Annotated in this window: 29 protein-coding genes; 12 read left to right on the top strand and 17 right to left on the bottom strand. The window is 72.5% G+C overall.

Annotation, left to right across the window (positions count from 1 at the left end; translation table 11 throughout):
- Window positions 1-171 precede the first annotated feature (171 nt).
- From ACE3Q8_RS04805 to ACE3Q8_RS04820, 4 genes are all read right to left on the bottom strand, one after another.
- Complete coding sequence (locus ACE3Q8_RS04805) at window positions 172-1005, bottom strand: NlpC/P60 family protein (RefSeq protein WP_374469108.1); 834 nt, start codon at window positions 1003-1005, stop codon at window positions 172-174.
- Window positions 1002-2378: a M17 family metallopeptidase gene (locus ACE3Q8_RS04810; protein WP_374469109.1), complete on the bottom strand. Its 1377-nt coding sequence runs from the start codon at window positions 2376-2378 to the stop codon at window positions 1002-1004. The genes ACE3Q8_RS04805 and ACE3Q8_RS04810 overlap by 4 nt, the downstream gene beginning before the upstream one ends.
- 39 nt (window positions 2379-2417) lie before the next feature.
- Entirely contained in the window at window positions 2418-2939 is a 522-nt protein-coding gene (locus ACE3Q8_RS04815) for a prepilin peptidase (protein WP_374469110.1), read from the bottom strand.
- 118 nt (window positions 2940-3057) lie between these two features.
- Window positions 3058-3243, bottom strand: a complete 186-nt coding sequence (locus tag ACE3Q8_RS04820) for a Flp family type IVb pilin (protein WP_374469111.1) — start codon at window positions 3241-3243, stop codon at window positions 3058-3060.
- A gap of 238 nt (window positions 3244-3481) precedes the next feature.
- Here ACE3Q8_RS04820 and ACE3Q8_RS04825 point away from each other — a divergent pair, with 238 nt between their 5' ends.
- Together ACE3Q8_RS04825 and ACE3Q8_RS04830 are read left to right on the top strand one after the other, a co-directional pair.
- Window positions 3482-4063, top strand: a complete 582-nt coding sequence (locus ACE3Q8_RS04825) for a TadE/TadG family type IV pilus assembly protein (protein ID WP_374469112.1) — start codon at window positions 3482-3484, stop codon at window positions 4061-4063.
- Complete coding sequence (locus ACE3Q8_RS04830) at window positions 4057-4587, top strand: TadE/TadG family type IV pilus assembly protein (protein ID WP_374469113.1); 531 nt, start codon at window positions 4057-4059, stop codon at window positions 4585-4587. Before ACE3Q8_RS04825 ends, ACE3Q8_RS04830 begins: the two co-directional genes overlap by 7 nt.
- Here ACE3Q8_RS04830 and ACE3Q8_RS04835 read toward each other — a convergent pair.
- The 4 genes from ACE3Q8_RS04835 to ACE3Q8_RS04850 form a co-directional block, all read right to left on the bottom strand.
- Window positions 4584-6020 (bottom strand): MFS transporter, encoded by a 1437-nt coding sequence (locus ACE3Q8_RS04835; protein ID WP_374469114.1) that lies wholly within the window; start codon window positions 6018-6020, stop codon window positions 4584-4586. The two genes, ACE3Q8_RS04830 and ACE3Q8_RS04835, sit on opposite strands and share 4 nt — an antisense overlap.
- Window positions 6021-6096: 76 nt before the next feature.
- Complete coding sequence (locus tag ACE3Q8_RS04840; RefSeq protein ID WP_374469115.1) at window positions 6097-7269, bottom strand: alanine--glyoxylate aminotransferase family protein; 1173 nt, start codon at window positions 7267-7269, stop codon at window positions 6097-6099.
- Between the two features lie 139 nt (window positions 7270-7408).
- Window positions 7409-8185 (bottom strand): tyrosine-protein phosphatase, encoded by a 777-nt coding sequence (locus tag ACE3Q8_RS04845; protein WP_374469116.1) that lies wholly within the window; start codon window positions 8183-8185, stop codon window positions 7409-7411.
- A gap of 80 nt (window positions 8186-8265) precedes the next feature.
- Complete coding sequence (locus ACE3Q8_RS04850) at window positions 8266-9720, bottom strand: AMP nucleosidase (protein WP_374469117.1); 1455 nt, start codon at window positions 9718-9720, stop codon at window positions 8266-8268.
- 116 nt (window positions 9721-9836) lie between these two features.
- Between ACE3Q8_RS04850 and ACE3Q8_RS04855 the strand changes: the two genes are divergently transcribed.
- The 5 genes from ACE3Q8_RS04855 (at window position 9837) to htpX (ending at window position 16946) form a co-directional block, all read left to right on the top strand.
- Window positions 9837-11090 (top strand): dicarboxylate/amino acid:cation symporter, encoded by a 1254-nt coding sequence (locus ACE3Q8_RS04855; RefSeq protein WP_374469118.1) that lies wholly within the window; start codon window positions 9837-9839, stop codon window positions 11088-11090.
- A gap of 120 nt (window positions 11091-11210) precedes the next feature.
- On the top strand, window positions 11211-13397 hold the full coding sequence (locus ACE3Q8_RS04860) for a TonB-dependent hemoglobin/transferrin/lactoferrin family receptor (RefSeq protein WP_374469119.1): 2187 nt from the start codon (window positions 11211-11213) through the stop codon (window positions 13395-13397).
- Window positions 13398-13416: 19 nt separating this feature from the next.
- Window positions 13417-14388 carry a DUF6607 family protein gene (locus tag ACE3Q8_RS04865; protein ID WP_374469120.1) on the top strand — a complete coding sequence of 324 codons (972 nt, stop codon included), beginning with the start codon at window positions 13417-13419 and terminating at the stop codon, window positions 14386-14388.
- Between the two features lie 87 nt (window positions 14389-14475).
- A complete protein-coding gene (locus ACE3Q8_RS04870) occupies window positions 14476-15879 on the top strand; it encodes a putative bifunctional diguanylate cyclase/phosphodiesterase (RefSeq protein WP_374469121.1) in 1404 nt (467 codons plus the stop codon).
- A gap of 98 nt (window positions 15880-15977) precedes the next feature.
- Window positions 15978-16946, top strand: coding sequence for a zinc metalloprotease HtpX (htpX, locus tag ACE3Q8_RS04875; RefSeq protein ID WP_374469122.1), 969 nt, complete (start codon window positions 15978-15980; stop codon window positions 16944-16946).
- Here the strand turns inward: htpX and ACE3Q8_RS04880 are convergent.
- Window positions 16943-17158 (bottom strand): DUF2945 domain-containing protein, encoded by a 216-nt coding sequence (locus ACE3Q8_RS04880; RefSeq protein ID WP_374469123.1) that lies wholly within the window; start codon window positions 17156-17158, stop codon window positions 16943-16945. The genes htpX and ACE3Q8_RS04880 overlap by 4 nt on opposite strands.
- Window positions 17159-17261: 103 nt before the next feature.
- Here ACE3Q8_RS04880 and ACE3Q8_RS04885 point away from each other — a divergent pair, with 103 nt between their 5' ends.
- On the top strand, window positions 17262-17468 hold the full coding sequence (locus ACE3Q8_RS04885; RefSeq protein ID WP_374469124.1) for a hypothetical protein: 207 nt from the start codon (window positions 17262-17264) through the stop codon (window positions 17466-17468).
- Window positions 17469-17471: 3 nt separating this feature from the next.
- On the opposite strand, the gene ACE3Q8_RS04890 is transcribed toward ACE3Q8_RS04885, so the two are convergent.
- Window positions 17472-18734, bottom strand: a complete 1263-nt coding sequence (locus ACE3Q8_RS04890) for a DUF6880 family protein (protein WP_374469125.1) — start codon at window positions 18732-18734, stop codon at window positions 17472-17474.
- A 134-nt stretch (window positions 18735-18868) separates the two neighbouring features.
- Window positions 18869-19654 carry an SDR family NAD(P)-dependent oxidoreductase gene (locus tag ACE3Q8_RS04895; protein ID WP_374469126.1) on the bottom strand — a complete coding sequence of 262 codons (786 nt, stop codon included), beginning with the start codon at window positions 19652-19654 and terminating at the stop codon, window positions 18869-18871.
- A gap of 110 nt (window positions 19655-19764) precedes the next feature.
- On the opposite strand from ACE3Q8_RS04895, the gene ACE3Q8_RS04900 reads away from it, so the two are divergent.
- The gene (locus ACE3Q8_RS04900; protein ID WP_374469127.1) at window positions 19765-20190 is read left to right on the top strand and encodes an OsmC family protein; all 426 of its coding nucleotides are present in this window, start codon (window positions 19765-19767) and stop codon (window positions 20188-20190) included.
- 3 nt (window positions 20191-20193) lie between these two features.
- Here ACE3Q8_RS04900 and ACE3Q8_RS04905 read toward each other — a convergent pair whose 3' ends face one another.
- Window positions 20194-20982 (bottom strand): SIMPL domain-containing protein, encoded by a 789-nt coding sequence (locus ACE3Q8_RS04905; protein ID WP_374469128.1) that lies wholly within the window; start codon window positions 20980-20982, stop codon window positions 20194-20196.
- Window positions 20983-21038: 56 nt separating this feature from the next.
- Here ACE3Q8_RS04905 and ACE3Q8_RS04910 point away from each other — a divergent pair, with 56 nt between their 5' ends.
- The 3 genes from ACE3Q8_RS04910 (at window position 21039) to ACE3Q8_RS04920 (ending at window position 23001) form a co-directional block, all read left to right on the top strand.
- Window positions 21039-21449: a hypothetical protein gene (locus ACE3Q8_RS04910; protein WP_374469129.1), complete on the top strand. Its 411-nt coding sequence runs from the start codon at window positions 21039-21041 to the stop codon at window positions 21447-21449.
- Window positions 21450-21628: 179 nt separating this feature from the next.
- Window positions 21629-22381, top strand: a complete 753-nt coding sequence (locus tag ACE3Q8_RS04915; RefSeq protein ID WP_374469130.1) for an outer membrane beta-barrel protein — start codon at window positions 21629-21631, stop codon at window positions 22379-22381.
- Window positions 22382-22563: 182 nt separating this feature from the next.
- A complete protein-coding gene (locus ACE3Q8_RS04920) occupies window positions 22564-23001 on the top strand; it encodes a calcium-binding protein (protein WP_374469131.1) in 438 nt (145 codons plus the stop codon).
- Between the two features lie 37 nt (window positions 23002-23038).
- On the opposite strand, the gene ACE3Q8_RS04925 is transcribed toward ACE3Q8_RS04920, so the two are convergent.
- The 5 genes from ACE3Q8_RS04925 to ACE3Q8_RS04945 all read right to left on the bottom strand — a co-directional run bounded on the left by ACE3Q8_RS04925 (window position 23039) and on the right by ACE3Q8_RS04945 (window position 25313).
- Window positions 23039-23404, bottom strand: coding sequence for a hypothetical protein (locus ACE3Q8_RS04925; protein WP_374469132.1), 366 nt, complete (start codon window positions 23402-23404; stop codon window positions 23039-23041).
- A 6-nt stretch (window positions 23405-23410) separates the two neighbouring features.
- The gene (locus ACE3Q8_RS04930) at window positions 23411-23710 is read right to left on the bottom strand and encodes a hypothetical protein (protein WP_374469133.1); all 300 of its coding nucleotides are present in this window, start codon (window positions 23708-23710) and stop codon (window positions 23411-23413) included.
- 67 nt (window positions 23711-23777) lie between these two features.
- A complete protein-coding gene (locus ACE3Q8_RS04935; RefSeq protein ID WP_374469134.1) occupies window positions 23778-24413 on the bottom strand; it encodes a hypothetical protein in 636 nt (211 codons plus the stop codon).
- A gap of 77 nt (window positions 24414-24490) precedes the next feature.
- Window positions 24491-24886 carry a DUF1801 domain-containing protein gene (locus ACE3Q8_RS04940; RefSeq protein ID WP_374469135.1) on the bottom strand — a complete coding sequence of 132 codons (396 nt, stop codon included), beginning with the start codon at window positions 24884-24886 and terminating at the stop codon, window positions 24491-24493.
- Window positions 24887-24896: 10 nt separating this feature from the next.
- Window positions 24897-25313, bottom strand: coding sequence for a DUF1801 domain-containing protein (locus ACE3Q8_RS04945; protein ID WP_374469136.1), 417 nt, complete (start codon window positions 25311-25313; stop codon window positions 24897-24899).
- Between the last annotated feature and the right edge of the window lie 85 nt (window positions 25314-25398).

Here is a 25398-nt window from a genome sequence, read left to right on the forward strand (position 1 = left end):
GGCCAGGGCGCGGGCGCGCCGTCCCCGGGCGCCCCGACCGAGCAGCGCGGCGCCTCGGCGGCCTCGCCGACCGCCTCGGGCAACAGCCGGCAGTAACCGCCGGAGTCACAAGACACGGAAGAGCGGCGCACCCCGGTGCGCCGCTTTTTTGTTGCCCGGCCCAGCCCCCGTTCAGAGCCGGCGGTAGCTGGTCGCCTCCCCGTAGCTGTTGGCCTTGATGCGGGCCAGCGCCTCGTCCAGGCGTTCGACGGCCACGGCCATGTGGTGCCCGTTGGCGTGGACGATCCGCTCGGCGTCGAGGCCGACGGCTACGTGGCCCTTCCAGAACACCAGGTCGCCGCGGCCGAACTCGGCGCGGTCGATGGGGCGGCCCAGCCCCTCCTGCAGGTCGGCGTCGCGCGGGCAGGCCCGGCCGCAGGCGAACAGCGCGGCCTGCACCAGGCCCGAGCAGTCCAGCCCCAGGCTCTCGCGCCCGCCCCAGAGGTAGGGCGCGCCGGCGAACCGCTCGGCCACCGCCGCCCAGTCCTGTTCGAACACGCCCACCGGGGCGAGGTGGTCGAAGGTCATCCAGCCCGCGCCGGTGACCTTGGCCAGCCGGCCCTCGACGGCTTCCACGTGGACGAGGCTGTTGATCGAATAGGGCCCGGCCGCCTTCGACTTGATGGTCGGCTCGGCGAAGGCGTAGGTGCGGATCGCCGCCACCCGGTGGGTGGGCGAGGGCCCGCGCGGCGTGAGCCGCGCCGCCTCCACGAAGCCGCAGTAGCCGTCCCGGCGCGCCTGGCCGTAGACGAAGGCGCCCTCCTCCTCGATCACCTCGAAGACCTCGCCGAACAGGAGCTGGTCCATCTGCTCGGACGCGGCGTCGGCGGCCCGGTGGATGCCCGCGGCCGGGACCGCGCACGCCATCGGCTGGGGGTCCAGGTAGACCTCGGCGGCGACGAGCCCCTCCAGCGCCCGGGACGCGATCCCGTCGCGCAGGGGGGTGAGGCGCGGGTCGAAGGTCACGCGAAACGCTCGCGGATCATGCCGTAGAGCCCGCGGATCGCCTGGGCCTCGCCGCCGGCCGGCCGGCCCGGCTGGTTGCGGCCGTTCCAGGCGAAGATGTCCAGGTGGACCCAGGGCCCGGGCGGCGCGAAGCGCTGCAGGAACAGGGCCGCGGTCACCGAGCCCGCCTGGGCCCAGGCGTCGGGGTCGTTCTTCAGGTCGGCGATGTCGCTGTCGAGCGCCTCGGCGTAGGGCTTCCAGAGCGGCATGCGCCAGAGCGGGTCGGAGGCCAGTTTGGCGTGCTTCTCGATGGCCGCGGCCAGCGCCTCGTCCTCGGTGTAGTAGGGCGGCAGGTGCGGGCCCAGCGCCACGCGGGCGGCGCCGGTGAGGGTGGCGAGGTCGATGGTCAGCGCCGGCTCCAGCTCGGCGGCGCGGGTCAGCGCGTCGGCCAGGATCAGGCGGCCCTCGGCGTCGGTGTTGCCCACCTCGATCGTCAGGCCCTTGCGCGAGGCCAGCACGTCGCCCGGCCGCATCGCGTCGCCGGAGATGGCGTTCTCCACCACCGGGACCAGGACGGCGAGGCGCACCGGCAGGTTGGCGGCCATGATCATCCGGCCGAGCGCCAGCGCATGCGCCGCCCCGCCCATGTCCTTCTTCATCAGCCGCATGCCGGCCGAGGGCTTGATGTCGAGGCCGCCGGTGTCGAACACCACGCCCTTGCCGACCACGGCCACCAGCGGCCGGCCGGCCTCGCCCCACTGGATCTCGATCATCCGCGGCGCGCGCTCGGGCGCCGCGGCGCGGCCCACCGCATGGATCGCCGGATAGTTGGCCTCGAGCAGGCCCTCGCCCTCGATGACGGTGCAGGCGGCGCCGTGCTGCTCGGCGATCTCGCGGGCGATCGTCTCGATCTGCCGCGGCCCCATGTCGTTGGCCGGGGTGTTGATCATGTCGCGGGCGAGCGCGCAGGCGTGCGCCACCTGGCGCACCTCCGCGGCGTCCACGCCGTCGGCCACGAGGCGGGCGCGGGCCCCGTCGCGGCTCTTGTAGCGGTCGAAGCGGTAGGACCCGAGCGCGAACGCCAGGGTGGCCTGGGCGCGGTCGAGGCCCTCCGGCGCGCGGGCGAGGCGGTAGCTCCCGGCCGGCAGCCTGGCGGCGAGCGCGCGGAAGGCCATGGGGTCGGCGGCGGCGCCGAGGCCGAACAGCACGGTGTGCAGCGCGCCGTCGTCGCCCGGGACCAGCAGCATCTGGCCGGCGCGCGCCTTGAACTCCGAGAGCGCGGCGAAGCCCTTCACGAACGGCGGGGCCGCCTCGAGGGCGGCGGCGAGCTCGGCCTCCAGCAGGGCTTCGATGGGCCTGGCGGCCTCGGCCGCGTCGAGGATCACGTCGGACATCGGCTCACCTAGGCGCAAGAGCGGCCCGCCCGCAACCGGTCAGGCGAACGCGCGGAAGGCGCCGATCAGCGGCGAGGCCGGGAAGGCGGCCAGCGCGCCCGCGCAGATGGCCAGGCCGTAGGGGACGCTCTCCCCCGGCTCGGCCAGTCGGACCAGCCAGCCGGGTCCGGCCGTGACCAGGGGCCGCACCCGGGCCGAGCGCAGGGTGAGCAGCAGGAGGGCGAGCAGCCCACCGGCGACGCAGGTGCCGAGCAGGAAGCTGGCCACCGCCGGGAACCCCAGCCACAGGGCCGCGGCCGCGAACAGCTTGGCGTCGCCGCCGCCGATCCAGTTCATGGCGAACATGGCCATGCCGGCCAGCAGGGCCACCAAGCCGATGGCGGCGTGCAGGCCGATGGCGGGCAGCGGCAGGCCAAGCGCCAGGGCGGCCGGCGGGAAGGCGGCCAGGAGGGCCAGGGAGATCGAGTTTGGGATGGTGTAGCTCGCCGCGTCGCGCAGGGCGGCGACGATCACCAGGGCGGGAAAGACCAGCACCAGGGCTGCGGCGAGGTAGGCGGTCATTCTGCAGGCCCTCCGACGGCCGAGCTTGGCGCCGGCGGGTGAACACGGGGTTGCGCAAAAGACAGAAGGCCCCGGCGCTTTCGCGCCGGGGCCTCCGGTGCCGACGTGACGTCGCGCCTTAGGTGGCGGGCGCGGCCGCGGCCGGCAGGGCGTTGCTGACGTCGGTGAAGGCCTTGTTCAGCTTCGGGCCGATGGCGGTCAGGGTGGTGACGATCACGACGGCGATCAGCGCGGCGATCAGGCCGTACTCGATGGCCGTGGCGCCCGACTCGTTCTTGGCGAAACGCGCGATGAACTTCGACATACTCAATCTCCTTTTCAGCGGGCAGCGGGCTGTCCAGCGACTGCTGCCCCTGCCGATACCGTCCACAAGATGAGCCGGGCCCGCTTAACCCCCAGTATTCGCCCATGCTGAACGCAAATTCACCATTAGCGACTGTTAACCAAACGGAGTTTCTTCTTGTAAAATACGGCGCTTAAGCCGTGATTATCCGAGTTCTTCTAGGTTCGCCTGCGACACGCACTGCGAGACCTTGAGACCCGTGACCGCCCGCCCCTCCGCCCGCCTGACGACCGCGTTCCTGCGGTTCGCCCGCGCCCAGCGCGGCGCGGCGGCCGTGGAATTCGGCCTGATCGGCATGCTGGCGATGATGATGCTGTTCGGCATCCTGGAGCTCGGCCTGGTGCTGCTCGCCGTCGTGACCGTGGAGAACGCCACCGAGCACGTTTCGCGCCGCATCCGCACGGGCGACTTCCAGACCACCACCGCCAACACCAAGGCGGCGTTCAAGACCGAGGTCTGCAACGCCATGGGCTGGCTGAAGTCGAGCTGCGCGGAGAACCTGTTCGTGGACGTGCGCACCTACAACGACTTCGCGGCCCTGGCCGGCTCGGCGCCGCAGCCGGCCGACACCTTCGACCCCGAGACCACCTGCTGGACGCCCGGCGCCCCGACCGACATCGTCCTGGTGCGGGTCTATTACAAATGGCGGCTGATGACCCCGCTGCTGGGCCAGGCCTTCGAGACCATGGGGCGCGGCAGCGGCATGCGCCTGATGTCGATGACCACGGCCTTCCGCAACGAGCCCTACAGCGACGACCCGCCGGTGAGGGCCCGATGCTGAGACGCTTCCGCAAGGACGAGCGCGGACTGGCGGCCCTGGAGTTCGCCCTGGTCGCGCCGCTGATGGTGATGGTCTACCTGGGCCTGTCCGAGCTGACGCTGGCGATGATGGCCGAGCGGCGGGCGAGCCACGCCACCTCGGTGGTCGCCGACCTCGTGGCGCAGTCGAGCCAGATCGACGGCAACGGCATGACCGACATCTTTCACGTGGCCGACGCGGTGCTGAAGCCCTACCCCTCGAACACGCTGAAGATGCGGGTCACCAGCGTGAAGGCCGACGCCAACGCCGTCCCCAAGGTGGCCTGGAGCCGGGGCGACGGCCTGCCCGCGCTGACCAAGGACACGGTCGCGACCGCCGTGCCCGCCGGCCTGCTGCTGGCCCAGGAGAGCGTAGTCATGACCGAGATGACCTACACCTGGACATCGCCGCTGCAGAAGATGCTGCCGGTCCCGCTGACCTTCAGCCAGACCTTCTTCCTCAAGCCGCGGAAGTCCTCGGAAGTGTCCTGGATCGGCGCCTACTAGGCGAGCCGCCGGCCGCCGCCCTTGACGAAGAACAGCATCACCAGCCCCACCGCCAGCAGCACGTTGATGGTGGCGAAGCCGCCCTGCTGGGTGCCGGTGATCCGGGTGCCCAGGTTGACCAGGGTGGGCGCGAGCCAGGCCGTCGCCACGCCGGAGAGCGCGTAGACGCCGAAGAAGGCGCCCGTCTGCTCCGGCGGGGTGATCCGCGTCAGCATGGTGCGGCTGGAGGCGTACTGGGCGGTGATGAAGACGGCGTTCAGGAAGCTGACGCCGACGAAGACCACGTCGGGCAGGTGGCGGAACACCGGCCCGTTCCACAGCGGGGCGGCGGTGGCCGCGTCGTAGCTCCAGAAGAACAGGATGCGGTCCGGGGCCATGCCGAGCAGGGCCAGCAGGGCCGCGATGGTGACCAGGATCTCGATGCGCAGCGCGTTCTTCGGCCCGACGCCGGCGTCCAGCCAGCGGGCCACGAAGCCGCCGAGGACGGCGAACACCGACAGCAGGATGCCGAAGGCCAGCATCTCCAGCGCGCCCCAGCGCATCACGCCCACCGCATAGACCCCGGCGTAGATCAGCACGCCGTTCATGCCGTCGACGAAGAACATCCGCGAGGCGAGGTAGAGGACGGCGTCCCTGTAGCGGCGGACCGTCTTCAGCATCCGGCCGAGCTCGGCCGCACCGTCCGCCCAGGCCTTCCACATGGGAATCCCGGTCTTCGGCGCGTCGGGGGTGAACAGGAACATCGGGATGGAACCCAGCACCAGCAGGGCGGCGGCCATCAGGGCCACCACCCGCTCGGGCTCGTGGGTGGCCGGGTCGAGGCCGAACAGCGGCTGGGCGGGCACGAAGCCCCAGTCCACCTTGCCCGGCAGGGCGAAGGCCCAGGCGGTGAAGGCCAGCGCGATCACCGAGAACAGGTTGCCGAGCGAGAGCGCGAGCCCCGAGGCCTTGTGCGCCGCCGACAGGCCGGCCGCGCGGATCAGCAGCGAGTTGTGCAGCACCTCTGCGTAGACGAAGAGCACGCGGGCGCCGATCACCAGCAGGCCGACCGTGGCGAGGCTGATGCCGCCGCCGGGCGCGGCGAACCACAGGGCCGCGATCATCGGGGCCATGAGCGCGACCATCAGGCCGAGCCAGCCCTTGCGCGGCCCGAGCTTGTCGATGGAGGCGCCCAGGAACGGCGCGGTGGCCACCACGACCCAGCCGATGATCTGGTCCCAGCGGGAGATCATCTCCTGGCCGCGCACGGGATCGCCCACCAGCACCGCGGCCACGTAGGGCATGAAGATGTAGATGGTGACGAGGATGATGAACGGGTCGCGCCCGCCCTGGTGCAGGGCCCAGGCGACGCCGCCGCGGCTCAGCCGCCCGTCACCGCCCACCTCGCCGACGATCGACGGCTCCACGACGGCGGCCGGGCCGTCCGCGTCCAAGGGTTTGGGTCCCTGCAAGCATCCCCCTTCCCGCGTTCGAGCGCGGCTTTGGGCGGGACGTTAGACGTAAAAGGCGTCAGCCCGCCAGCCTGGCGTCGGCGGCGGCGAGCACGGCCGTGGCGTCCACCGGCCGGCCCTGGGCGGCGAGCGCCTCGCAGAGCGCGGTCAGGCACAGGCGCACGTGCCAGGGCGTGGCCGAGGCCCCCATCAGTCCGATGCGCCAGACCTTGCCCTTGAGCGGGCCGAGCCCCGCGCCGAGTTCCAGGTCCCACTTCGCCAGCACGTGGGCGCGGACGGCGGCTTCGTCGATCCCCTCCGGCACGACCACGGCGTTGAGCTGCGGCAGGCGGTGGGCCTCGTCCACCAGGAACTCGAGCCCGGCGGCGGCGAGCCCGGCGGCCAGCGCCTCGTGCATCCGGGCGTGGCGGACGATGGCCGCCTGCTGGCCCTCCTCGAACAGGATGACCAGCGCCTCGTGCAGGCCGTAGAGCGCATTGACGGGGGCGGTGTGGTGATAGGTCCGGCCGCCCTCGCCGCCCCAGTAGCTCATCAGCAGATTGAAGTCGCAGAGCCAGTTGCGGACCTTCTCCTTGCGCCCGGAGATGGCCGCCTGGGCCCGCTTCGACAGGGCGATCGGCGAGAGGCCGGGCGGGGCCGAAAGGCACTTCTGCGTGCCGGAATAGACCACGTCGGCGTCCCAGGCGGCGACGTCCACCGGAATGCCGCCCAGCGAGGTCACGGTGTCGACCGCCGACAGCGCGCCGTGGCGCCTGGCGAGGCCGCAGAGCGTGGCCGCATCGCTGCGCGCGCCAGTGGAGGTCTCGGCGTGGACGAAGGCCAGCACCTTGGTCGGCGCTTCGGCGAGCGCCGCCTCGATCCGGGCGGGATCGACCGGCTCGCCCCAGGCATGGTCGACGGTGACCACCTCGGCGCCCGCCCGGCCGGCCATGTCGGCCATGCGGCCGCCGAAGGCGCCGTTGACGGCGATCACCGCCCGGTCGCCGGGCTCCAGCAGGTTCATGATCGCGGCTTCCATCCCCGCCGTGCCCGGGGCCGGGAGGGGCACGCAGGCATGGTCGGGAGCGTTGAACAGCCGCTGCAGCGCCGTCTTGATCTCTTCCATCAGGTCCTGGAAGGCCGGGTCGAGGTGGCCGACGGTGGGCCGCGCCAGCGCCTGCAGCACGCGCGGCGGGACGTCGGAGGGGCCGGGACCCATGAGGATCCGGCGGGGCGGCTGGAAGCTCTGCATCATCACTCCGTGAAACACGCGCTGGTGATTAGGCGCTGCCGCACCGGTCGCGCAAACCTGTCGGCGGGCTTCTCCCGAGAGGTCTGTCCCTGAGGGCGCCCGTCGCGGTTTGCGGAGGCCGCGGCGGGCGTATCCGGCCCTAGCCCAGGATCCGGTCGTGGATCCTTTCGCGCAGGCCCGCGTCCAGCCCCAGCACCTCGTCCAGGTAGCCGTCCAGCGACCCGTGCCGCTCGCGCATCACCGCGAACGCCGTCTCCAGGTACTCCGGCGCGACGCTCATGGCCACCCGCACCGCGCCCTCGGTGGGCCGGCGGCCGGTCTCGTCCTGGATCATCTGCTGGAACACCGGGGTGCGCAGGGCGATGCGCTGGGGATCGTTGGTGAGCAGGTAGTCGTCGACGATGTCGTCGTCGTGCACGCCGGCCAGGTGGTGGGTCAGCGCGCAGATGATGCCGGTGCGGTCCTTGCCGGCGGCGCAGTGCACCAGGATCGGACCTTCCGTCTCGGCCACGGCCTGGAAGTAGCGGCGGTAGAGGTCAACGTGGCGCGCCTCGTGCGGGGCGGCGCGGTAGTAGTCCATCATGTAGGCGTGGAAGGCGCCCTCGGAGAGGTCCGACCGCTTCAGGAAGTCGTGCCACGGGTCGGAGCCGTCGTGGCCGATGTCGTTCTCCACCACCTGGGCGGCGAAGCCCTGCCAGCGGCGAGAGGGGTCGCGGTCGCGCTCGTTGCGGCGGCGCAAGTCGACGATCACGGCGATGCCCATGGCCGCCAGCCGCTCGAGGTCGGCGTCGGTGGCGCGGGCCTGGTGCGCCGAGCGGTAGAGCCGCCCCCGCCGCAGCCGCCGAGTCCCGGCCGCGTAGTCCCCGAAGTCCCGGAAGTTGTCGATGCCCTCGAAGGCGATGCGGCGGCTGTTCATGCCGCGGGTTTAGCGCCCGCGGGCGACGGAATGAAGAGAGAACGTGGCGTAACGCTCCTCTCCCACCGCCGCCGCCGGGCTCAGCGGAACGGCGGCTCGTCGAAGCTGCGGAGCTTGCGCGAGTGGAGGCCGGCGCCTTCGTTGCGGAGCAGGTCCACCGTGGCGATGCCGATCTGCAGGTGCTGGCCGATGGCGCGTTCGTAGAAGGCGTTCGCCTGGCCCGGCAGCTTGATCTCCCCGTGCAGCGGCTTGTCGGACACGCAGAGCAGGGTCCCGTAGGGCACCCGGAAGCGGTAGCCCTGGGCCGCGATCGTGGCGCTCTCCATGTCGATGGCCACGGCCCGGCTCTGGTTGAACCGCAGCGCGCTCGACGAGTAGCGGAGCTCCCAGTTGCGGTCGTCGGTGGTGACCACCGTGCCGGTGCGCAGCCGGCGCTTCAGCACCTCGCCGCTCTCGCCGGTGATGCTCTCGGCCGCGCGGTTCAGGGCCACCTGCACTTCGGCGATGGGCGGGATGGGGATCTCCGGCGGCAGCACGCCGTCCAGCACGTGGTCGTCGCGCAGGTAGGCGTGGGCCAGGACGTAGTCGCCGATGGTCTGGGAGCCGCGCAGCCCGCCGCAATGGCCGATCATCAGCCAGGCCTGGGGCCGGAGCACCGCCAGGTGATCGCACACCGTCTTGGCGTTGGAGGGGCCGACGCCGATGTTGATCAGGCTGATCCCCGCCCGGCCCTCGGCCATCAGGTGGTAGCCCGGCATCTGGTGCTTGCGCCAGGCCGCGGCGGCGATGGCCGCCTCCGGGTCCGGCGTGTCGCGGGTCACCCGGACCTGCCCCGCGGCGGACAGCGCGGTGTAGGGGCTGTCCGGCGCCTGCAACTGGCCGCAGGCCCAGCGGACGAACTCGTCCACGTAGCGGTGGTAGTTGGTGAAGAGGATGTACTGCTGCACGTGCTCGGCGGGCGTGCCGAGGTAGTGGGCGAGCCGCGCCAGGGAGAAGTCGGTCCTGAGGCCGTCGAACAGCGACAGCGGCCGAGGCGCCTCGGGATGGGCCATCCAGGCGCCGTCGGCGATCTCGTCGCCGATGTGGGCGAGCTCGGTGGTGGGGAAGTGGCGCGCGATCTCGGCGGCGCCGATGTCGGCGAGCTCCAGGTCCTGCGCGCCGTCGAGCACGTAGGGGAACGGGATCTCCTGGCGGCTGCGGCCGACGGTGATCTCCACGTCGAAGTCCTGCATCAGCAGGGTGAGCTGCTCCACGAGGTAGTCGCGGTAGAGCCGCGGCCTCGTCACCGTCATGGCGTAGTGGCCGGGATTGCCGATGCGCGCGAAGGCCCGGCTGATCCGCGGATAGGGCCGGCCAGGCGGCCAGGTCAGGCGGAGCTCGGGATAGGCGTAGGCCCCGGAGGCCCTCACGTCCGCCGCCGGCGGCGCGCCCCCGCCCAGGAAGCGCTTCAGGTCGCTCCGCAGGGCATCCACGCTCCTGCGGTATTCGTCTTCCAGCCGATCCACGATGCCGGCTGCGTCCAGGTTCTTGGTCATCCGCGGCCTTATAGACGCGCAGCCCGACGGTTGCGAGACACCTGGGCCGTCGCGGGATGGACGGCGGCGGACTTCCCGGCCACAAAGGCGCCCACCACAAGCTGGCCGGAACCTACATGAACCGCGTTTTCACCTACTTCATCGTCGGCGCCATGGTGCTGGGCGTCCTGACGGGCTGGATCCTCAACCAGACGCTCGACGCGGCCCAGGCGCAGACGGTGGCCGACAACCTGTCGATCATCACCGACGTGTTCCTGCGGCTGATCAAGATGATCATCGCGCCGCTGGTGTTCTCCACCCTGGTGGCGGGGATCGCCCACATGGGCGACGCCTCCGAGATCGGCCGCGTGGGGGTGAAGACCATCGGCTGGTTCATCGTGGCCTCCATCGTCTCGCTGACGCTGGGCCTGGTCATGGTCCACCTGCTGCAGCCGGGCTCGGGCCTGGCGCTGGCCCTGCCGGCCGCCGACGCCGGCCCGGGCGTGGACGTGGCCAAGTTCAGCCTGAAGGAGTTCGTCACCCACCTGGTGCCGGCCTCGATCGTCGACGCCATGGCGCGCAACGAGATCCTGCAGATCGTGGTGTTCTCGGTGTTCGTGGGCACGGCGGTCTCGGCCATCGACGACAAGGCGCCGGCGGTGCTGGCGCTGGTCGAGCAGGTCGCCTCGATCATGCTGAAGGTCACCGGCTACGTCATGAAGACGGCGCCCTTCGCGATCTTCGCCGCGCTCGCCGCGACCATCGCGGTGCAGGGCGTGGGCGTGCTCGCCACCTATGCCAAATTCGTGGGCGGCTTCTACCTGTCGCTGGGCCTGCTCTGGGGCCTGCTGATCGCCGCCCTGGTGGTGATCGTCGGGACGCGCGGGCTGAAGCTGATGGCGGCGATCCGCCAGCCGGCGCTGCTGGCCTTCTCGGTGGCGTCGTCGGAGGCCGCCTATCCGCGCACCCTCGAGGAGCTGCAGAAGTGGGGCGTGAGCCGCAAGGTGGCGAGCTTCGTCCTGCCGCTCGGCTACTCGTTCAATCTCGACGGCTCGATGATGTACTGCACCTTCGCGGTGCTGTTCATCGCCCAGATCTACGGGATCGACCTCTCCATCGCCCAGCAGATCACCATGCTGGCGCTGCTGATGGTGACCTCGAAGGGCATGGCCGGCGTGCCGCGCGCCTCGCTGGTCGTGATCGCCGCGACCCTGACCTATTTCGGCCTGCCCGAAGAGGGCCTGCTGCTGATCCTCGCCGTGGACCACCTGCTCGACATGGGCCGCTCGGCCACCAACGTCGTCGGCAACTCGGTCGCCTCGGCCGTGGTCGCCAAGTGGGAGAACCAGATCGAGGTCCCGACCGGCGATCCGGCCGCCCGGCCGGCCTGAGCCACGCCCTCCAGGAACCGGCCGGGTCCCGCCCGGCCGGTTTCCTCGGGCCCCTAATTGCGATTGATTCTCAGAATCATTCTCAATAATGGACATCCCAGCTTGGCTATGGAGATGTTCATGCGCTCTGCGCTGCTCAGCGCCGCCGGGGCGGCGGCCCTTCTCGCGGCGGCCCCCGCCGCGGCGGACGACGCCGCCGACCTCGATCCCGTGACCGTCATCGGCACCCGCACGGAGAAACCGGCGAGCGAGGTCCCAGCGACCGTCAGCGTGATCACCGCCGAGGACCTGGAGCGCCAGCTCGCCAACGACATCAAGGACCTGGTCCGCTACGAGCCGGGGGTCAGCGTCCGCTCCAGCCCCGCCCGCTTCGGGGCCGCGCTGGGCACCACGGGCCGGGACGGCAACGCCGGGTTCAACATCCGCGGCCTGGAGGGCAACCGGGTGCTGATCCAGGTGGACGGGGTGCGGACCCCCGACGCCTTCACCTTCGGCGCCCAGTCGGTGGGCCGCGGCGACTACGGCGACCTCGACCTGCTGAAGAGGGTGGAGATCCTGCGCGGGCCGGCCTCGGCCCTCTACGGCAGCGACGGCCTGGCGGGCGCGGTCAGCTTCACCACCAAGGATCCGGCCGACGTGCTGGGCGAAGGCGAGGCGGTGGGCGGCCGCCTGCGCGGGACCTACGCCTCGGCCGACGACAGTTGGAGCGGGACGGCGCTGGTCGCCGGCCGCCAGGGCCGACTCTCGGGCCTGCTGGCCTACACCCGCCGCGAGGGGCGCGAGCAGGAGACCCAGGGGGAGAACGAGGCGGCCAGCAGCGACCGCACCGCCGCCAACCCGCAGGACTGGCGCTCGGACGCCCTGCTCGGCAAGCTGGTCTTCGAGCCCGCGCCGGGCCACCGGCTGCGCCTGACCGGCGAGCACTTCGAGCGCGACCTGTCGGCGGACGTGCTGTCGGGCATCGCCGAGCCGCCGCTCGCCGCCGCCAGCGTGCTGCGCCTGCTGGCCGACGACGCCACCGAGCGCGACCGGCTGAGCCTCGACTACCGCTGGGAGCCGGCCACAGGCCCCGTCGAGCGCCTCGAGGCCGCCCTCTACGGCCAGACATCGACGACGGTGCAGTTCACCTTCGAGGACCGCAACACCGCCGCCGACCGCACCCGGCGCAACACCTTCGACAACGAGGTGCTGGGCGGCAGCGTGCAGCTCGACGCCCGCCTCGCGGCCGGCGGGCTGGCGCACCGGCTGACCATCGGCGCCGACGCCTCGGTGACCCGCCAGGAGGGCGTCCGCGACGGCACGGTCCCACCGGCCGGCGAGCCGTTCCCGATCCGCGCCTTCCCCAACACAGACTACGCCCTCGTGGGCGTGTTCGCGCAGGACGAGCTGGCCCTGTTCGGCGGGGCGCTCACCCTCTACCCGGCGCTGCGCTACGACTGGTACGACCTCGACCCCGAGCCCGACGCGCTGCTGCCGCCGTTCACCCCGGCGGGGTCCAGCGACGGCCACCTGTCGCCGAAGCTCGGCCTGGTGTTCCGGGCCTCGGACACCATCCGGCTGTTCGCCAACTACGCCCACGGCTTCAAGGCGCCGGCGCCCAGCCAGGTGAACAACGCCTTCGCGAACCCGATCCAGAACTACCGCTCCTTGCCGAACCCGGACCTGAAGCCCGAGACCAGCCGCACCTTCGAGGCCGGCGCCCGCTGGACCTCCGGCGCCTGGTCGGCGGACCTCACCGGCTTCGCCGGCGAGTACGACGACTTCATCGAGCAGGTGATGGTGGGCGGCTCGTTCACGCCGACCGACCCGGCCGTCTACCAGTATGTGAACCTCGGCAAGGTGGAGATCCGCGGACTCGAGGCGCGGGCGCGGGCCGAGTTCGCCAACGGCTTCGGCGGCTTCGCCACCGTCTCCTACGCCCGCGGCGACGTGGTCAGCGGCCCGGCCAAGACGCCGCTCGACACCATCGACCCGGTGAAGGTCACCGGCGGGGTGAGCTGGCGCGAGCCGGCGGGCCGCTACGGCGCCGAGCTGTTCGTCACCCACGCCCGGCAGAAGCCCGCCTCGCGCGTGGCCCAGGCCTGCACGCCCGCCTGCTTCACCCCGCCCGACTTCACCGTGCTCGACCTCACCGCCTTCTGGCGGGTCACGGACGCGGTCATCCTGCGGGCCGGGGCGTTCAACCTGACCGACGAGACCTACTGGTGGTGGAGCGACGTGCGGGGCCTGTCGTCCACCGCCGTCGCCCGCGACGCCTACACCCAGCCGGGACGCAACTTCAGCCTCTCCCTGAGCTATGACTTCTGAGACCGGAGGATCGGACGCCATGACCACCCGCCGCGCCTGTTTCGCGCTCGCCGCCGCGCTCGCCCTGCTGCCCGCCGCCGCCGCCCAGGCCGCGGAGCGGCCGCCGGAGGCCGACCGCCGCTCCATCCTGGCCATGGCCGGGGACTACCGGGTCCGCTTCGACATGCGCGAGACCGTGCCGTTCCTGGCCGACTACACGCCGCTCGAGCCCAAGCGCAGCGGCGGCTTCGAGGCGGTGCGGGTGATCGAGGACCGCGGCGACTTCATCAGCCTGCAGCACCTGCTGGTGGTGGAGGGCGAGGACGACAAGCCCGTGGTCGTGAAGCACTGGCGGCAGGACTGGACTTACGAGCCGAAGGAGGTGCTGGTCTACGAGAGCTCCGGCCGCTGGACGCTGAAGCCGGTGTCGGCCGCCGAGCGCAGGGGCGCCTGGTCGCAGACGGTCTGGCAGACCGACGACAGCCCGAGATACGGCGGCGTCGGCCGCTGGGCCTACGACCACGGGGTGGCCCGCTGGCAGGGCGGCGAGACCCTGCGCCCGCTGGCCCGCCGCGACGCCGTCCGCCACCCGCCCTACACCTGGTACGTCGGCGTGAACCGCCATGCGCTGACGCCCGCGGGCTGGGTGCACGAGCAGGACAACGCCAAGGTGGGCCTGCGCGACGGCCGGCCGGTGACCTATGTCCACGAGGTGGTGGTCAACACCTATGCCCGGAACGCCGGCTTCCCGGTGGCGGCGGCCGACACCTACTGGGCCCGCACCAAGGACTACTGGAGCCAGGTGCGGCTCGCCTGGGACGAAGCGGTGCGCAGCCGCCGGGGCGTCGCGGTGCGGGAGGAGGCGGAGAACGGCTCCATGACCGGCCCGAGGCTCATGGGCCTCGCCGACGAGATCGCCGAGGGCAGGACCGCCACCGCCCAGGCGGTCGCCCAGGCCCGGACGGTGATCGCCGGGGAGACCGCGGCCAGGGCCACCGCGGCGGCCCGGTAGGCGGGCGTTAAGGGTACAATTTGACGGGGGATTCACCTCGTCGCCCCCAGAGTGGGCGCCTCCAACCCCAGAGGCGTCCCGCCCCCCGTGCCCGATCGCTCCGACAATCTGGCCGAGCTCCAGGCGCGTGTGGCCGAGCTCGAGGCCGAGCGCGCCCTCCACGTGCGGCTCGCGCAGACGGACTCCCTCACCGGCCTGGTGAACCGGGGCGCCTTCACGGAGGCGCTGTCCGGGCGGCTGGCCGCCGCCGCCGCGGACGGCTCGACGCTGGCGCTCTTCGTCATCGACCTCGACCGCTTCAAGCATCTGAACGACACCCTGGGCCACCATGCCGGCGACCTGCTGCTGGCCGAGGTGGGCGAGCGGCTGCGCTGGAACGCCGGTCCGGGCGAGCTGGTGGCGCGGCTGGGCGGCGACGAGTTCGCGGTGATCTCTCCCGCCGCCGACGTGGCGCGGCGGGCGCAGGAGCTGGTCTCGGTGCTCGGCCAGCCGCACGACATCTACGGCCGCCACGTGGCCCCGGGCGCCAGCGTCGGGGTGGCGGTGTTCCCGGGCGACGCCGCCGACGCCTCCGACCTGCAGCGCTTCGCCGACATGGCGCTCTACCGGGTGAAGACCCGCGGCGGCCGGCGCTGGAGCGCCTTCGACGCCGAGCTGCGGGCCGAGAACGAGCGCCGCCGCACCCTGGAGGCCGAGCTGCGCCGCGCGATTCCGGCCGGCGAGATCGAGCCCTGGTTCCAGCCGGTGATCGACTCGGCCGGCGGCCACATCGTGGGCGTCGAGGTGCTGGCCCGCTGGCGCCATCCCGAGCAGGGGCTGCTGGCCCCGGCCGCCTTCGTGCCGATCGCCGAGGAGCTCGGCCTGATCGGCCGGATCGACGAGGCGGTGTTCGAGGCCGCCTGCGCGCTGGCCGCGCCCTGGGTGGCCGAGGGCCTGATCGAGCACGTGTCCTGCAACGTCTCGCCCCGGGACCTGCTGGACCCCGCCTTTTCCCGCAAGCTGATCCAGCGGCTCGCGCGCACCGACCTGCCGGCCACGGCCCTGTCGGTGGAGATCACCGAGACCTTCCTGCTGCAGGACCTGGCGCTGTCCCGCCGGCACATCGAGCGGCTGGCGGCCAAGGGGGTGAACATCGCGCTCGACGATTTCGGCACCGGCTACTCGAACCTCCGCGCCCTGCTGCACCTGCCGATCCAGACGGTGAAGCTCGACCGCAGCCTGATCGACGACGTGGCCCACGACGCGCGGGTCTCGCGCCTGGTGGGCTCCATGCTGCACGCGGCCCGCGCGCTCGGCGTGTCCATCGTCGCCGAGGGGGTGGAGGAGCAGGGCCAGGCCCTGTTCCTGCGCGCCGCCGGGTGCGACCGCATGCAGGGCTACCTGTTCGCCCGGCCGATGCCGGCTCCCGAACTCGAGGCGCGCCTCCGCGCCGAGACCGCTCAGCCCCTGCCCCGAGCCCACCCGCTCCGGCGCCGCGCGCGGGCGGGTTAGGGCCCGTGCCTCCCCCGAAGGGAGGAACTGGAAGCTTACGGTCGAGATCCCCATATCCTCGACAGGGGCATTCGGCCCCGCACGACGTACAAGGACCCATGCGCAACCACCTTCGCACCTTCATGCTGCTGGCCGCCCTGACCGCCCTGTTCGTGGGCGCGGGCTATCTGGTGGGCGGGCCGACCGGCATGGCCATCGCCTTCCTGCTCGCCGCGGCCATGAACCTCGTCAGCTATTGGAACGCCGACAAGATCGTGCTGCGCATGTACCGCGCCACCGAGGTGGACGAGGGACACCCCGAGCCGCTGATCCGCAACTATGTGGCGGACACCGTGGAGCTCGCCCAGCGCGCCGGCCTGCCGCGGCCGAAGATCTACATCATCGACCAGGACCAGCCGAACGCCTTCGCCACCGGCCGCGACCCGGCGCACGCCGCTGTCGCCGCGACGCGCGGCCTGCTGGCCATGCTCGACCGGCGCGAGATCCGCGGCGTGATGGCCCACGAGCTGGCGCACGTGAAGAACCGCGACACCCTGACCATGACCATCACGGCGACGATCGCCGGCGCGATCGGCGCCCTGGCCAACTTCGCCTTCCTGTTCGGCGGCCGCGACGAGGACGGCCGGCCCACCGGCATGATCCCGGCGCTGGCCCTGATGATCCTGGGGCCGATCGCCGCCAGTCTCGTGCAGATGGCCATCAGCCGGCACCGCGAATATGCGGCCGACGCCGAAGGGGCGGCGATCTCCGGCGACCCGGGCGCGCTCGCCTCGGCCCTGCAGAAGATCGAGGCCTACGCCCGCGGCGGCTACTTCAACCCGGACGCCGAGCGCAATCCGGCCACCGCGCACATGTTCATCATCAACCCGCTGGCCGGCGGCCGGCGCGGCGACAACCTGTTCTCCACCCACCCGGCGACGCACAACCGCGTCGAGGCGCTGATGGCCCTGGCCGGCACGGCGGGGGCACGGCCGATCGTCTCCGGTGGCTCCGCGCGGCCGCGCGCCGCCACCGCCGTGCCGCTGACCGGCGGCGGCGAAACGCGCCGCGGGCCCTGGGGCAGCTAGGCCTTCCGAAGCTCGTCGGGCTTGTGCGCGGCGATCGCGCCCGTCCTGTCCGACTTCACGATGTACTCGGGGTTCGCCTTCGATGCGGCCACCTTGTGACCCTTGATCTGGGTGGGCGTGGTCTGCTTGCGCACCACCTTGCCCTTGGTCGTCCCCTGGCTGTGGTCCCAGCGCACCGCGTCACCGGACTTGAACGTATTCCTCTCGGTCATGACGGCCTCCGTTTGCGGCGGGAACCGTCCACGGCTGTTTTCTGTTCCGGCTGAAACAGAGAATTGCTAGCCTTCGGCGCAGGCAGAAGACGACGGGGAAACCGTGCCCAAGAACTACAGCATGAGGGCCTATGACGAGGCCGGCGCCTTCCTGTTCGGCGCCACCATCCACGCCGCCGATGACGCCGCCGCCGTGGCCAAGTTCCAGACCCTGCCCCTCCACGGCCGTCGGGCCGAGCTGCTGGACGGCCGGCGGCGGGTGGCCGAGCGCGCGGCCGAGGTGTCGCCCAGCCGGGGCGAGACCGCCTGAGGCTCACTCCGCGGCGAGCGCGTCCGCCTCGGCGGTGAGCCGGTCGCAGGTGGCGAAGTCCCGCCGCCGGAAGGCCGCGGCCGCCGCCTTGCGCAGCAGCAGGTGCGCCGCGTCCGGGAAGCGGACGCGCAGCTTCGCGGCGATGGCCTCGGCGTCCTCCGGCGCCATCCGCCCGACCTCCTCCTCGCGGGCCGCGATGGTCCGGGCGGCCTCCGCAGGGGCCGGCCAGTCGGCGAGGAACCGCAGCCCCCTGCCGATGTCGGCATGGGCCGCAGCGATCTCGAAGGCCTTCTGCTCGGCCTCCACGTCGTCGAAGTCGGGCAGCCGGCGGACGTAGTCGCGGGCGCGCTCGGCCGACAGGGTGCGTTCGAACGAGGCCCAGCGGGCGGCCTGCGCTTCCTCCGGCCTTCCCGAGCGCTCCAGCAGCTCGATCCAGGCGCTCTCCCAGGCGAAGTCCGGCTCCGGCGCGCGCTTCAGGGCGCCCGCCTTCGGCCGCGCCGCCTCCAGCACCTCGCCGGCCTCGGCAAGGCGCGCGGCGGCCAGCAGGCGGCCGGCCACCTCGGCGGCCACGGACGGGTCCCTCAGCGCCTCGGCCGTGAAGGTGGCGCGATAGGCGTCGGCGTCGCCGGTGGCGTCGGCGAGCGCGCGCAGCATCGGCAGCCAGGAGGCGGTGGCCCGGGCGTCGGCGCTCAGCCGCACCAGGGCCACATGGGCCAGTTCTGGCGACACCTTCTGCAGCAGGGCGTCGAGCCGCGGCGCCCAGCCGAGCGGGTCGGCGGCGATGGCCTCGGCCAGCGCGGCCCCGCCGCTGGCGCTGTCGCCGGCCGACAGCAGGTCCCCGAGGTCGGCGGCGACCCGCTGGAAGACGGCGGCGAGCGCGCCGTCGCGGTCGCGCAGCCTCGCCGTCACCCGGCGGTGGGATGCCATGAGCTGCCACATGCGCATCCGGGCGCCCTCGGCGTCCTGCGCCGCCAGCCGCTCGGCGATCAGCACGCGGAGCGCCTCGACGTCGCGCACGAAGGCGCCGCGCTGGCGCCACGAGATCCGTCCCTTGCTGGTCTCCAGCGAGGCCAGCCGCTTGTCGACCTCGACAGCCAGGTGCTCGGCGCCCTGGTCGGCCGCCAGCTCCATCCGCAGGCGGCGCTTCAGCTCGGGCCGGTTCTGGGCCACGTCCGCGAGGATCTCCGCCAGCCGGCCGGCCCCGAGCCGTTCGAGGTTCTCGGGCGTGACCTTCTTCAGACTGGCGACGGTGGGACGCTTGGGCATGCGCCGCGAACGCCTAGCGAAAGCCGCCGGCTGCGCAAGCGGTCATTCCTCCCCCACCCGGGGAGGGGACCCCGAAGGGGTGGAGGGGGGTCCGCTCGATCGGCTGCGCTGACCCCCTCGGTCGCTGCGCCGATCTAGAACCGCTGGGCGCCGTCCAGGCGGATGGTCGTGCCGTTCAGGAAGTCGTTCTCGACGATGTGCGCGGCGAGCCGGGCGTACTCGTCGGGGTCGCCCATGCGCTTGGGGTTGGGGACCATCGGCCCCCAGTGGGCCTGGGCCTGCTCGTCGGTCATCCGCGAGGAATAGGCGAAGGTCAGGAAGGTGCCGGGCGCGATGGCCATGGCGCGGATGCCGAGCGGGGCGAGGTCGCGCGCGACGGTCAGGGTCATGCCGATGATCCCGCCCTTGGCCGCCGAATAGCCGGACTGCCCCGGCTGGCCCTCGTAGCCGGCGATGGAGGCGGTGTTGATGATCACCCCGCGCTGGTTGTCGGCCAGGGGCTCGTTCCTCGCCATGGCCTCGGCCGCCTGGCTGGTCACCGCGAACGCGCTGACCAGGTAGACATGGACGCTGTGGGCGAACTGCGACAGCGGCAGCCGCTGGCCCTCGCGGTTCACCACCCGGGCCGGGCCCTTGGATCCGGGCGCGGGCGGCCCGCCGTGGACCACCACCGCGGCGCGCAGCGGTCCGAGGTCGACCGCCGCCTGCACGGCCCGGGCGATCGAGTCCTCGTCCATGATGTCGGTGCGGACGTAGGCGGCGCCGCCGCCGATCTCCTTCGCCAGCGCTTGCCCGCGCTCGTCGTTGACGTCGGCGATCACCACCTTGGCGCCGCGCTCGGCCAGCCGCCGGGCGGTCGCCCCGCCGAAGCCCCCGGCGCCGCCGGTCACCAGCGCCGAGGCGCCCGTCAGGTCCACCATCGCTCCCTCCCTGTCATCTTGCGGCGCCTTTTCCGGCGCACGATGTTCTGGGGGCTTAGCGGACGTTCCGCGCCGTCAGCCTACAGCCCGAAAACCGAAGGAGCTCCCCGATGATCACCCGCACCGCCACCGCGCGCTACGAAGGCATGGGCAAGACCGGCAAGGGCTGGATCTCCACCGGCTCCGGCGTGATGCAGGACCAGCGCTACGGCTTCGGCTCGCGGTTCGAGGGCGAGCCGGGGACCAATCCGGAGGAGCTGATCGCCGCGGCCCACGCCGGCTGCTTCACCATGGCGCTGTCCTTCGCCCTGGCGCGGGAAGGCATCGACGAGGGCCGCCTGGAGACCACTGCGCGGGTGAAGCTGGAGCAGGAGGGCGAGGGCTTCCGCGTCAGCCGCTCGGACCTGGAGCTGAAGGCCTCCGTGCCGGGGCTGGACGAGGACCGGCTGCGGACCCTCGCCCAGGACGCCAAGGCCAACTGCCCCATCTCCAAGCTGCTGAAGGCCGAGATGGAGCTGACGGTCACCGTCGACTGAGGCTCAGCGCTCCAGGGCGAACTGCACCGACAGGCTGATCCCCACCGCCACCTCGCCGGGCTGCACCGGCGCCGGTGGCGGCGGAGGCGGCGCCATGGCGGCGCCCGCGGGCGGGCCGATGGCGATCTCGCGGGTGATCGGATAGTAGCCGCCGCCCTCGGTCATGCTGACGATCCGCACCCGGCTGAACCCCGCCTCGCGGGCGTAGAGCTCGGCCCGGGCGCGGGCGTTGCGCAGGGCCTGGACGCGGGCTGCGTCGGTGGCCGCCTCCGGCTTGTCGAGGGTGAAGTAGGGGCCGTCCACCTGGTTGGCGCCGGCCGCGACGAGGGCGTCGACGATCCGCCCCAGCTCGGTCACCCGGCGCACCTTCACGGTGAGCTGGTTGCGGGCCTCGTAGCCGATGATCCGCGGCGCCTGGGGCTCGGCCGGCTGGTTGGTCACCGTCCCGTCCGGATTGCGCACCGGACGCTCCTGCTGCGGATAATAGTACTGCGGCGTGAGCTGCAACGTGGAGGTCTGGAGGTCGCGCTCGGCGATCCCGGCGCGTCGCAGCGCCGCGACCGTGGCGTCCATCCGGGTGGCGTTGGCCGACATCGCCTCCGCCGCCGTGCGCGCCTGGGTGACCACACCGGCGTTGAAGGTGGCCAGGTCCGGCGCCCGCTCGGAGCGCCCTTCGGCGGTGACGTTCAGCAGGGCGCCGTCCGACGACAGCACCACATTGGGCGCGATCGCCGGCTGGGCGGCGGCGGCGAGCGGCAGGGCGAGGCAGGCGAGCGCGATCACGGTCTTCACGGGCGGTCCTCCAGCTTTACAATGGGCAACGCTCAGCCACGGCGTTCGGACCACGCATGACCCAGCGCACCCCGTCCTCCCAGCCCGGACACCGCCACGCCGCCACTGTCGCCGGTTTCGCCCTGTTGTTGGGGTCCGCCGCCGCGGCCCAGCCGGCGCCGCCGAGGGTGGTCGCCACACACCCGGCCGCGGGCGCCGTCGTCCCGGCCGGACCGCTGACGCTCAGCGTCACCTTCGACCGTCCCATGCGGACGGACGGCTACTCCTTCATCGGCGGGCCGCCGCTGTTCCCCGACTGCGCGCCGAAGCCCACCGTGTCCGCCGACCGGCGGACCTTCACCCTCGACTGCAAGGTGGTCGCCGGGCGGAGCTACCAGGTCGGCTTCAACAACCTGGTCCACCGCAACTTCGTCGGCGAGGACGGGCAGCCCGCCACGCCGGCCGCCATCCGCTTCCAGGCCCGCTGACGCCGCCCGGCACGAACTTGCCGCGCAGCGCTGCCTTAGGCGCAAATTCCCGCCCCGCAAGAGGGGGTGGCAGAGAAAGCACACCCCTTTCTCCAGCATCCCGAAGCACGGCCTTTGCCGTTGATGGCCACGGCGACGCTCCCTAGATCCCCGCTCCCAAACCGAAAGGGGATAAGTCTATGCGTATCGTTCTCACCGCTTCCGTGGCCGCCGTGGCCCTGCTGTCGGCCGCCGCCGCCCAGGCCCAGACCGTCGGCCACGTGGGCGCCAACTACGCCCGCACCGACGGCGACGTCGGCGGCTTCGACGTGGAGTCCGACGGCTTCGAAATCGAAGGCGCGGCCGCCTTCACCACGGGCAACGGCCTGGGCGTCGCCGTCGACGGCGCGTTCGGCGACGCCGAGGATGCGGACTCCGTCTGGACCGCCACCGGCCACCTGAACACCAACCTCGGCGGCGCGCGTGTCGGCGGCTTCGCCGGCTTCGTGACCAGCGACGGCGACACCCTGTGGGGCGTGGGCGCCGAGGCCCAGGCCGACCTGGCGCCGAACACGGTGCTCTACGGCCAGCTCGGCTACGGCAAGGCCGACGACCTCGACCTCGACGCCTGGGCCGTTCGTGGCGAGATCCGCCAGTACGTCAGCGAGAACTTCAAGCTCGCCGGCAACGTCGGCTACATCACCGCCGATCAGGACCTGGCGGGCGACCTCGACGCCTGGACCTTCGGCGCCGACGCCGAATACCAGTTCGCCGGCACGCCGTTCTCGGTGTTCGGCGGCTACCAGCGCCTGGAGTTCGACGACTTCGACGCCGACGCCGACACCTTCAAGATCGGCGTCCGCTACACCTTCGGCGGCTCGCTCCGCGCCCGCGACACCGCCGGCGCCGAGCTGGGCTCGGTCAGCACCCTGTTCGGTGGCCTGACCCGCTAAGCCGAACGGCACGGAAGGCGCTCCCGGCACCCCTCCTCCCCGCCGGGAGCGCCAACCCCGTTTCGCCGCCGCCAGGGCCGGACACGGCCTTGTGAAATGGTCCAGTTCGACCGTGCAGAAACAAACCGGCTGTTCAAAATGTCTCCGCAGCCGGAGGGACGCACTTCGACAGGATCAGTGAAATGGCCAAATGGGAACCGAAGCAAGGGGACTGGAAACACACGCTCTACGGGACCGACAAGGGGGAGTGGCTGGTCGGCTATTCCTCTGACGACACCATCTGGGCCCAGGGCGGCGACGACCGCGCCGACGGCGTCCACGGCACCGACATCCTCGACGGGGGCGACGGCAACGACACCCTCGACGGCGGCACGGGCACCGACTACCTGACCGGCGGGCTGGGGGCCGACACCTTCCTGGTGGGCGCCAACGGCGGCTGGGACATCATCTACGACTACCATCGCGAGCAGGGCGACCAGATCGCCGTGAAGTCCGCGGGCACGACCAACTACACGGTCGCGGTCCAGGACGGGGACACGCTCATCGACTTCGGCCAGGGCGACGGGATCGTCCTCGTCGGCTTCACCGGCTTCACCTCGAACGACCTCAACTTCTACTGACGACCCGCCGGCCGCCCGGTCCGCCGGGCGGCCGCCTTCAGTGGCCGCCCTCGACCCAGGGCACGCCCGCGGCGCGGAAGGCCTCGGCCAGCGCCGCCTCGAGATCGAGGGCCTCCCACCGCCTCATGGGGTTCAGGTGGGCGGTGAGTTCGGGCAGCAGGCGCACGCCGTGCCGCCGGGCCGCGCCGCTGGCCTTGTAGCCGGCCTTGTGCTGGTCGAACCGCAGGTCGGGATCGCGCGACGTCTGGCCCACATAGAGCCCCCAGGGCTCACGTCGGCGGGGGTCGTGCAGCAGGACCACATAGACCGAGTGCCCCGCCCCGCGCGCCCCGGCCGTGGTGGCGCGGAACGCCTGCGCCGCCCGCGCCGCACGGCCCAGCCAGTCGGGTTCGCCGGCCGCCACCGCCGATCAGCCGCCCGCCACCCGCGGCGTCTGCGTCCCGGGCCGGGGGTAGAACGGCAGGAAGGGCGAGGGCCCGTAGATCCAGCCGTCGCGGATGAAGAAGCCGGTGTCCACGTCCGCCGCGCCCTCCGGGCCGAAGATCCAGCCGTTCGCGATCCAGTAGCCGGTGCTCGGGGGCGAGGCCCGGGCCGCGTCGTCGTCGAACGGACCCCAGACCCAGCCGTCGTGGATCCAGTAGCGCCCGCTCTGCGCCGGATCGCTGCTGTAGATCCACCGGTCGTCGATCCACCCTGCCGCAACCGCCATCGCCGCCGCTCCACGCTCACCAGGCCCGCTTCTACTCCAGCCGGCGCGCGCGGTCGCCTTTCGCGCGTCAGGGCGCGGCGGGGAAGCGGAGCGGGAAGGTCACGTTGGACTGCGCCGGCTTGCCGTCCTTCCGCGCCGGCGTCAGGCGCATGAACGGCGTGAGGCGCAGCGCCTTCCAGCCGAAGCCGAGGTCGGCCGGCGTCTCGGCCAGCACCTGACAGTCGTAGAGCGAGCCCGTGCGGCCGGCGATGCAGTCGATCAGCACCTCGCCGCCGGCCTTGGCCAGCGACCCCGGCGGCCAGCGGATGGCGAAGCTCCCGTCCTCGTCCGGCCAGGCGGGCGGGACGTCCACCTCCAGCGTCGAGACCGAGACGATCACGTCGCCGTCCAGCATCTCCGGCGTCGGGGCGCCCGGACGCAGGCGGTAGAGCGGCACGAGCGCCTGCAGCGCCTCGGCGGCGCCCGAGCGCTTGGGGCTCTCCAGCACGGTGCGGCAGGCCTGCAGCCGGCCGTCCGCCTCCGGCGTGCAGCGGGCGGCGGCCCGCGCCGGACGGCCGCGGACCCTGGCCAGCGCGGCGAGCTCCTGCGCCCGGTCGGGCTTGTCGGCCCAGTCGACGGCGAGCGGGTCCGGCCGGGCCTGGGCGGCGCCGGCGAGGCCGATGGCCAGCAGGAGCGCGAGCGCCGAGGCGCCTGATCTGGTCATGTCCGGACTCCGGCCGCGATGGCCGGGGACCATACCGGCCGCCAGCCGGCGGGTACACGGACGATCCGTCGCGGGGGTCAGCGCCGGCGGGCCGGCTTCTCGGCGTTCAGGGCCGCCGCGGCGCGCACCAGCGCCCTGAAGGCCTCGGCCTCGGGCGCCTCGCCCTCGCGGATGTCGATGGCCCGGCGCGTTCCGCCCTCCAGGCTGGCGTTGAACAGGCCGGCCGGGTCCGGCAGGGACGCGCCCTTGGCGAAGGTCAGCTTCACCACCGCCTTGTAGGTCTCGCCGGTGCACAGGATGCCGGCGTGCGACCAGACGGGCACGCCCCGCCACTTCCATTCCTCGACCACGTCCGGGACCGCCTCGTGGATCAGGGCGCGGACCCGGGCCAGCGTCTCGCCGCGCCAGTCGCCCAGCTCGGCGATGCGGGCGTCGATCCGGCGGGCGGCGGGGATCTCGGCGGTGTCGGTCATCGGAGGCTCCTCACATCTTCTCACCGGGCAGGCGGCTCGCCTGCCGCACCCAGTCGGCGAACTGCGCCTCGTCCAGCGCCTCGCCCTCGCGGACGTGCAGGTAGCGGGTGCTGGGCGTCTTCGACGGCTCGGGCGGGACCGGCTCCAGCGCCGCGCCGCGGAAGAAGGCCACCTTCACGTAGCGGTCGAAGCAATGGAAGCTCAGGAACCAGGTCTTGCCGTCCAGGCCGTAGAGCGGCGAGTTCCACTTCACCGCCTTCCTCACCTCCGGGACCGTCCGGCTGACGATGGCGTCGATCCTGCGGCCGACGTCCGCCTTCCAGCCCGGCATGGCGGCGATGTAGGCCTGCACCGGCGCCTCGCCGTGGCCCTTCGGGATCTGCGGATTGCCGCCGGCGAGCAGCGCCGGCTGGGGGTCCTCGGACATGGCCGCCTCTCCGCTCCGTTCAGCGCCGCAGTTTACGGACGGCCAAGGCGCCGCTACAAGCGCCCCGATGCCGATGGCCGCCACC

Source organism: Phenylobacterium sp. (genome assembly GCF_041913825.1).
In the GTDB taxonomy this organism is placed as follows: Bacteria; Pseudomonadota; Alphaproteobacteria; order Caulobacterales; family Caulobacteraceae; genus Phenylobacterium.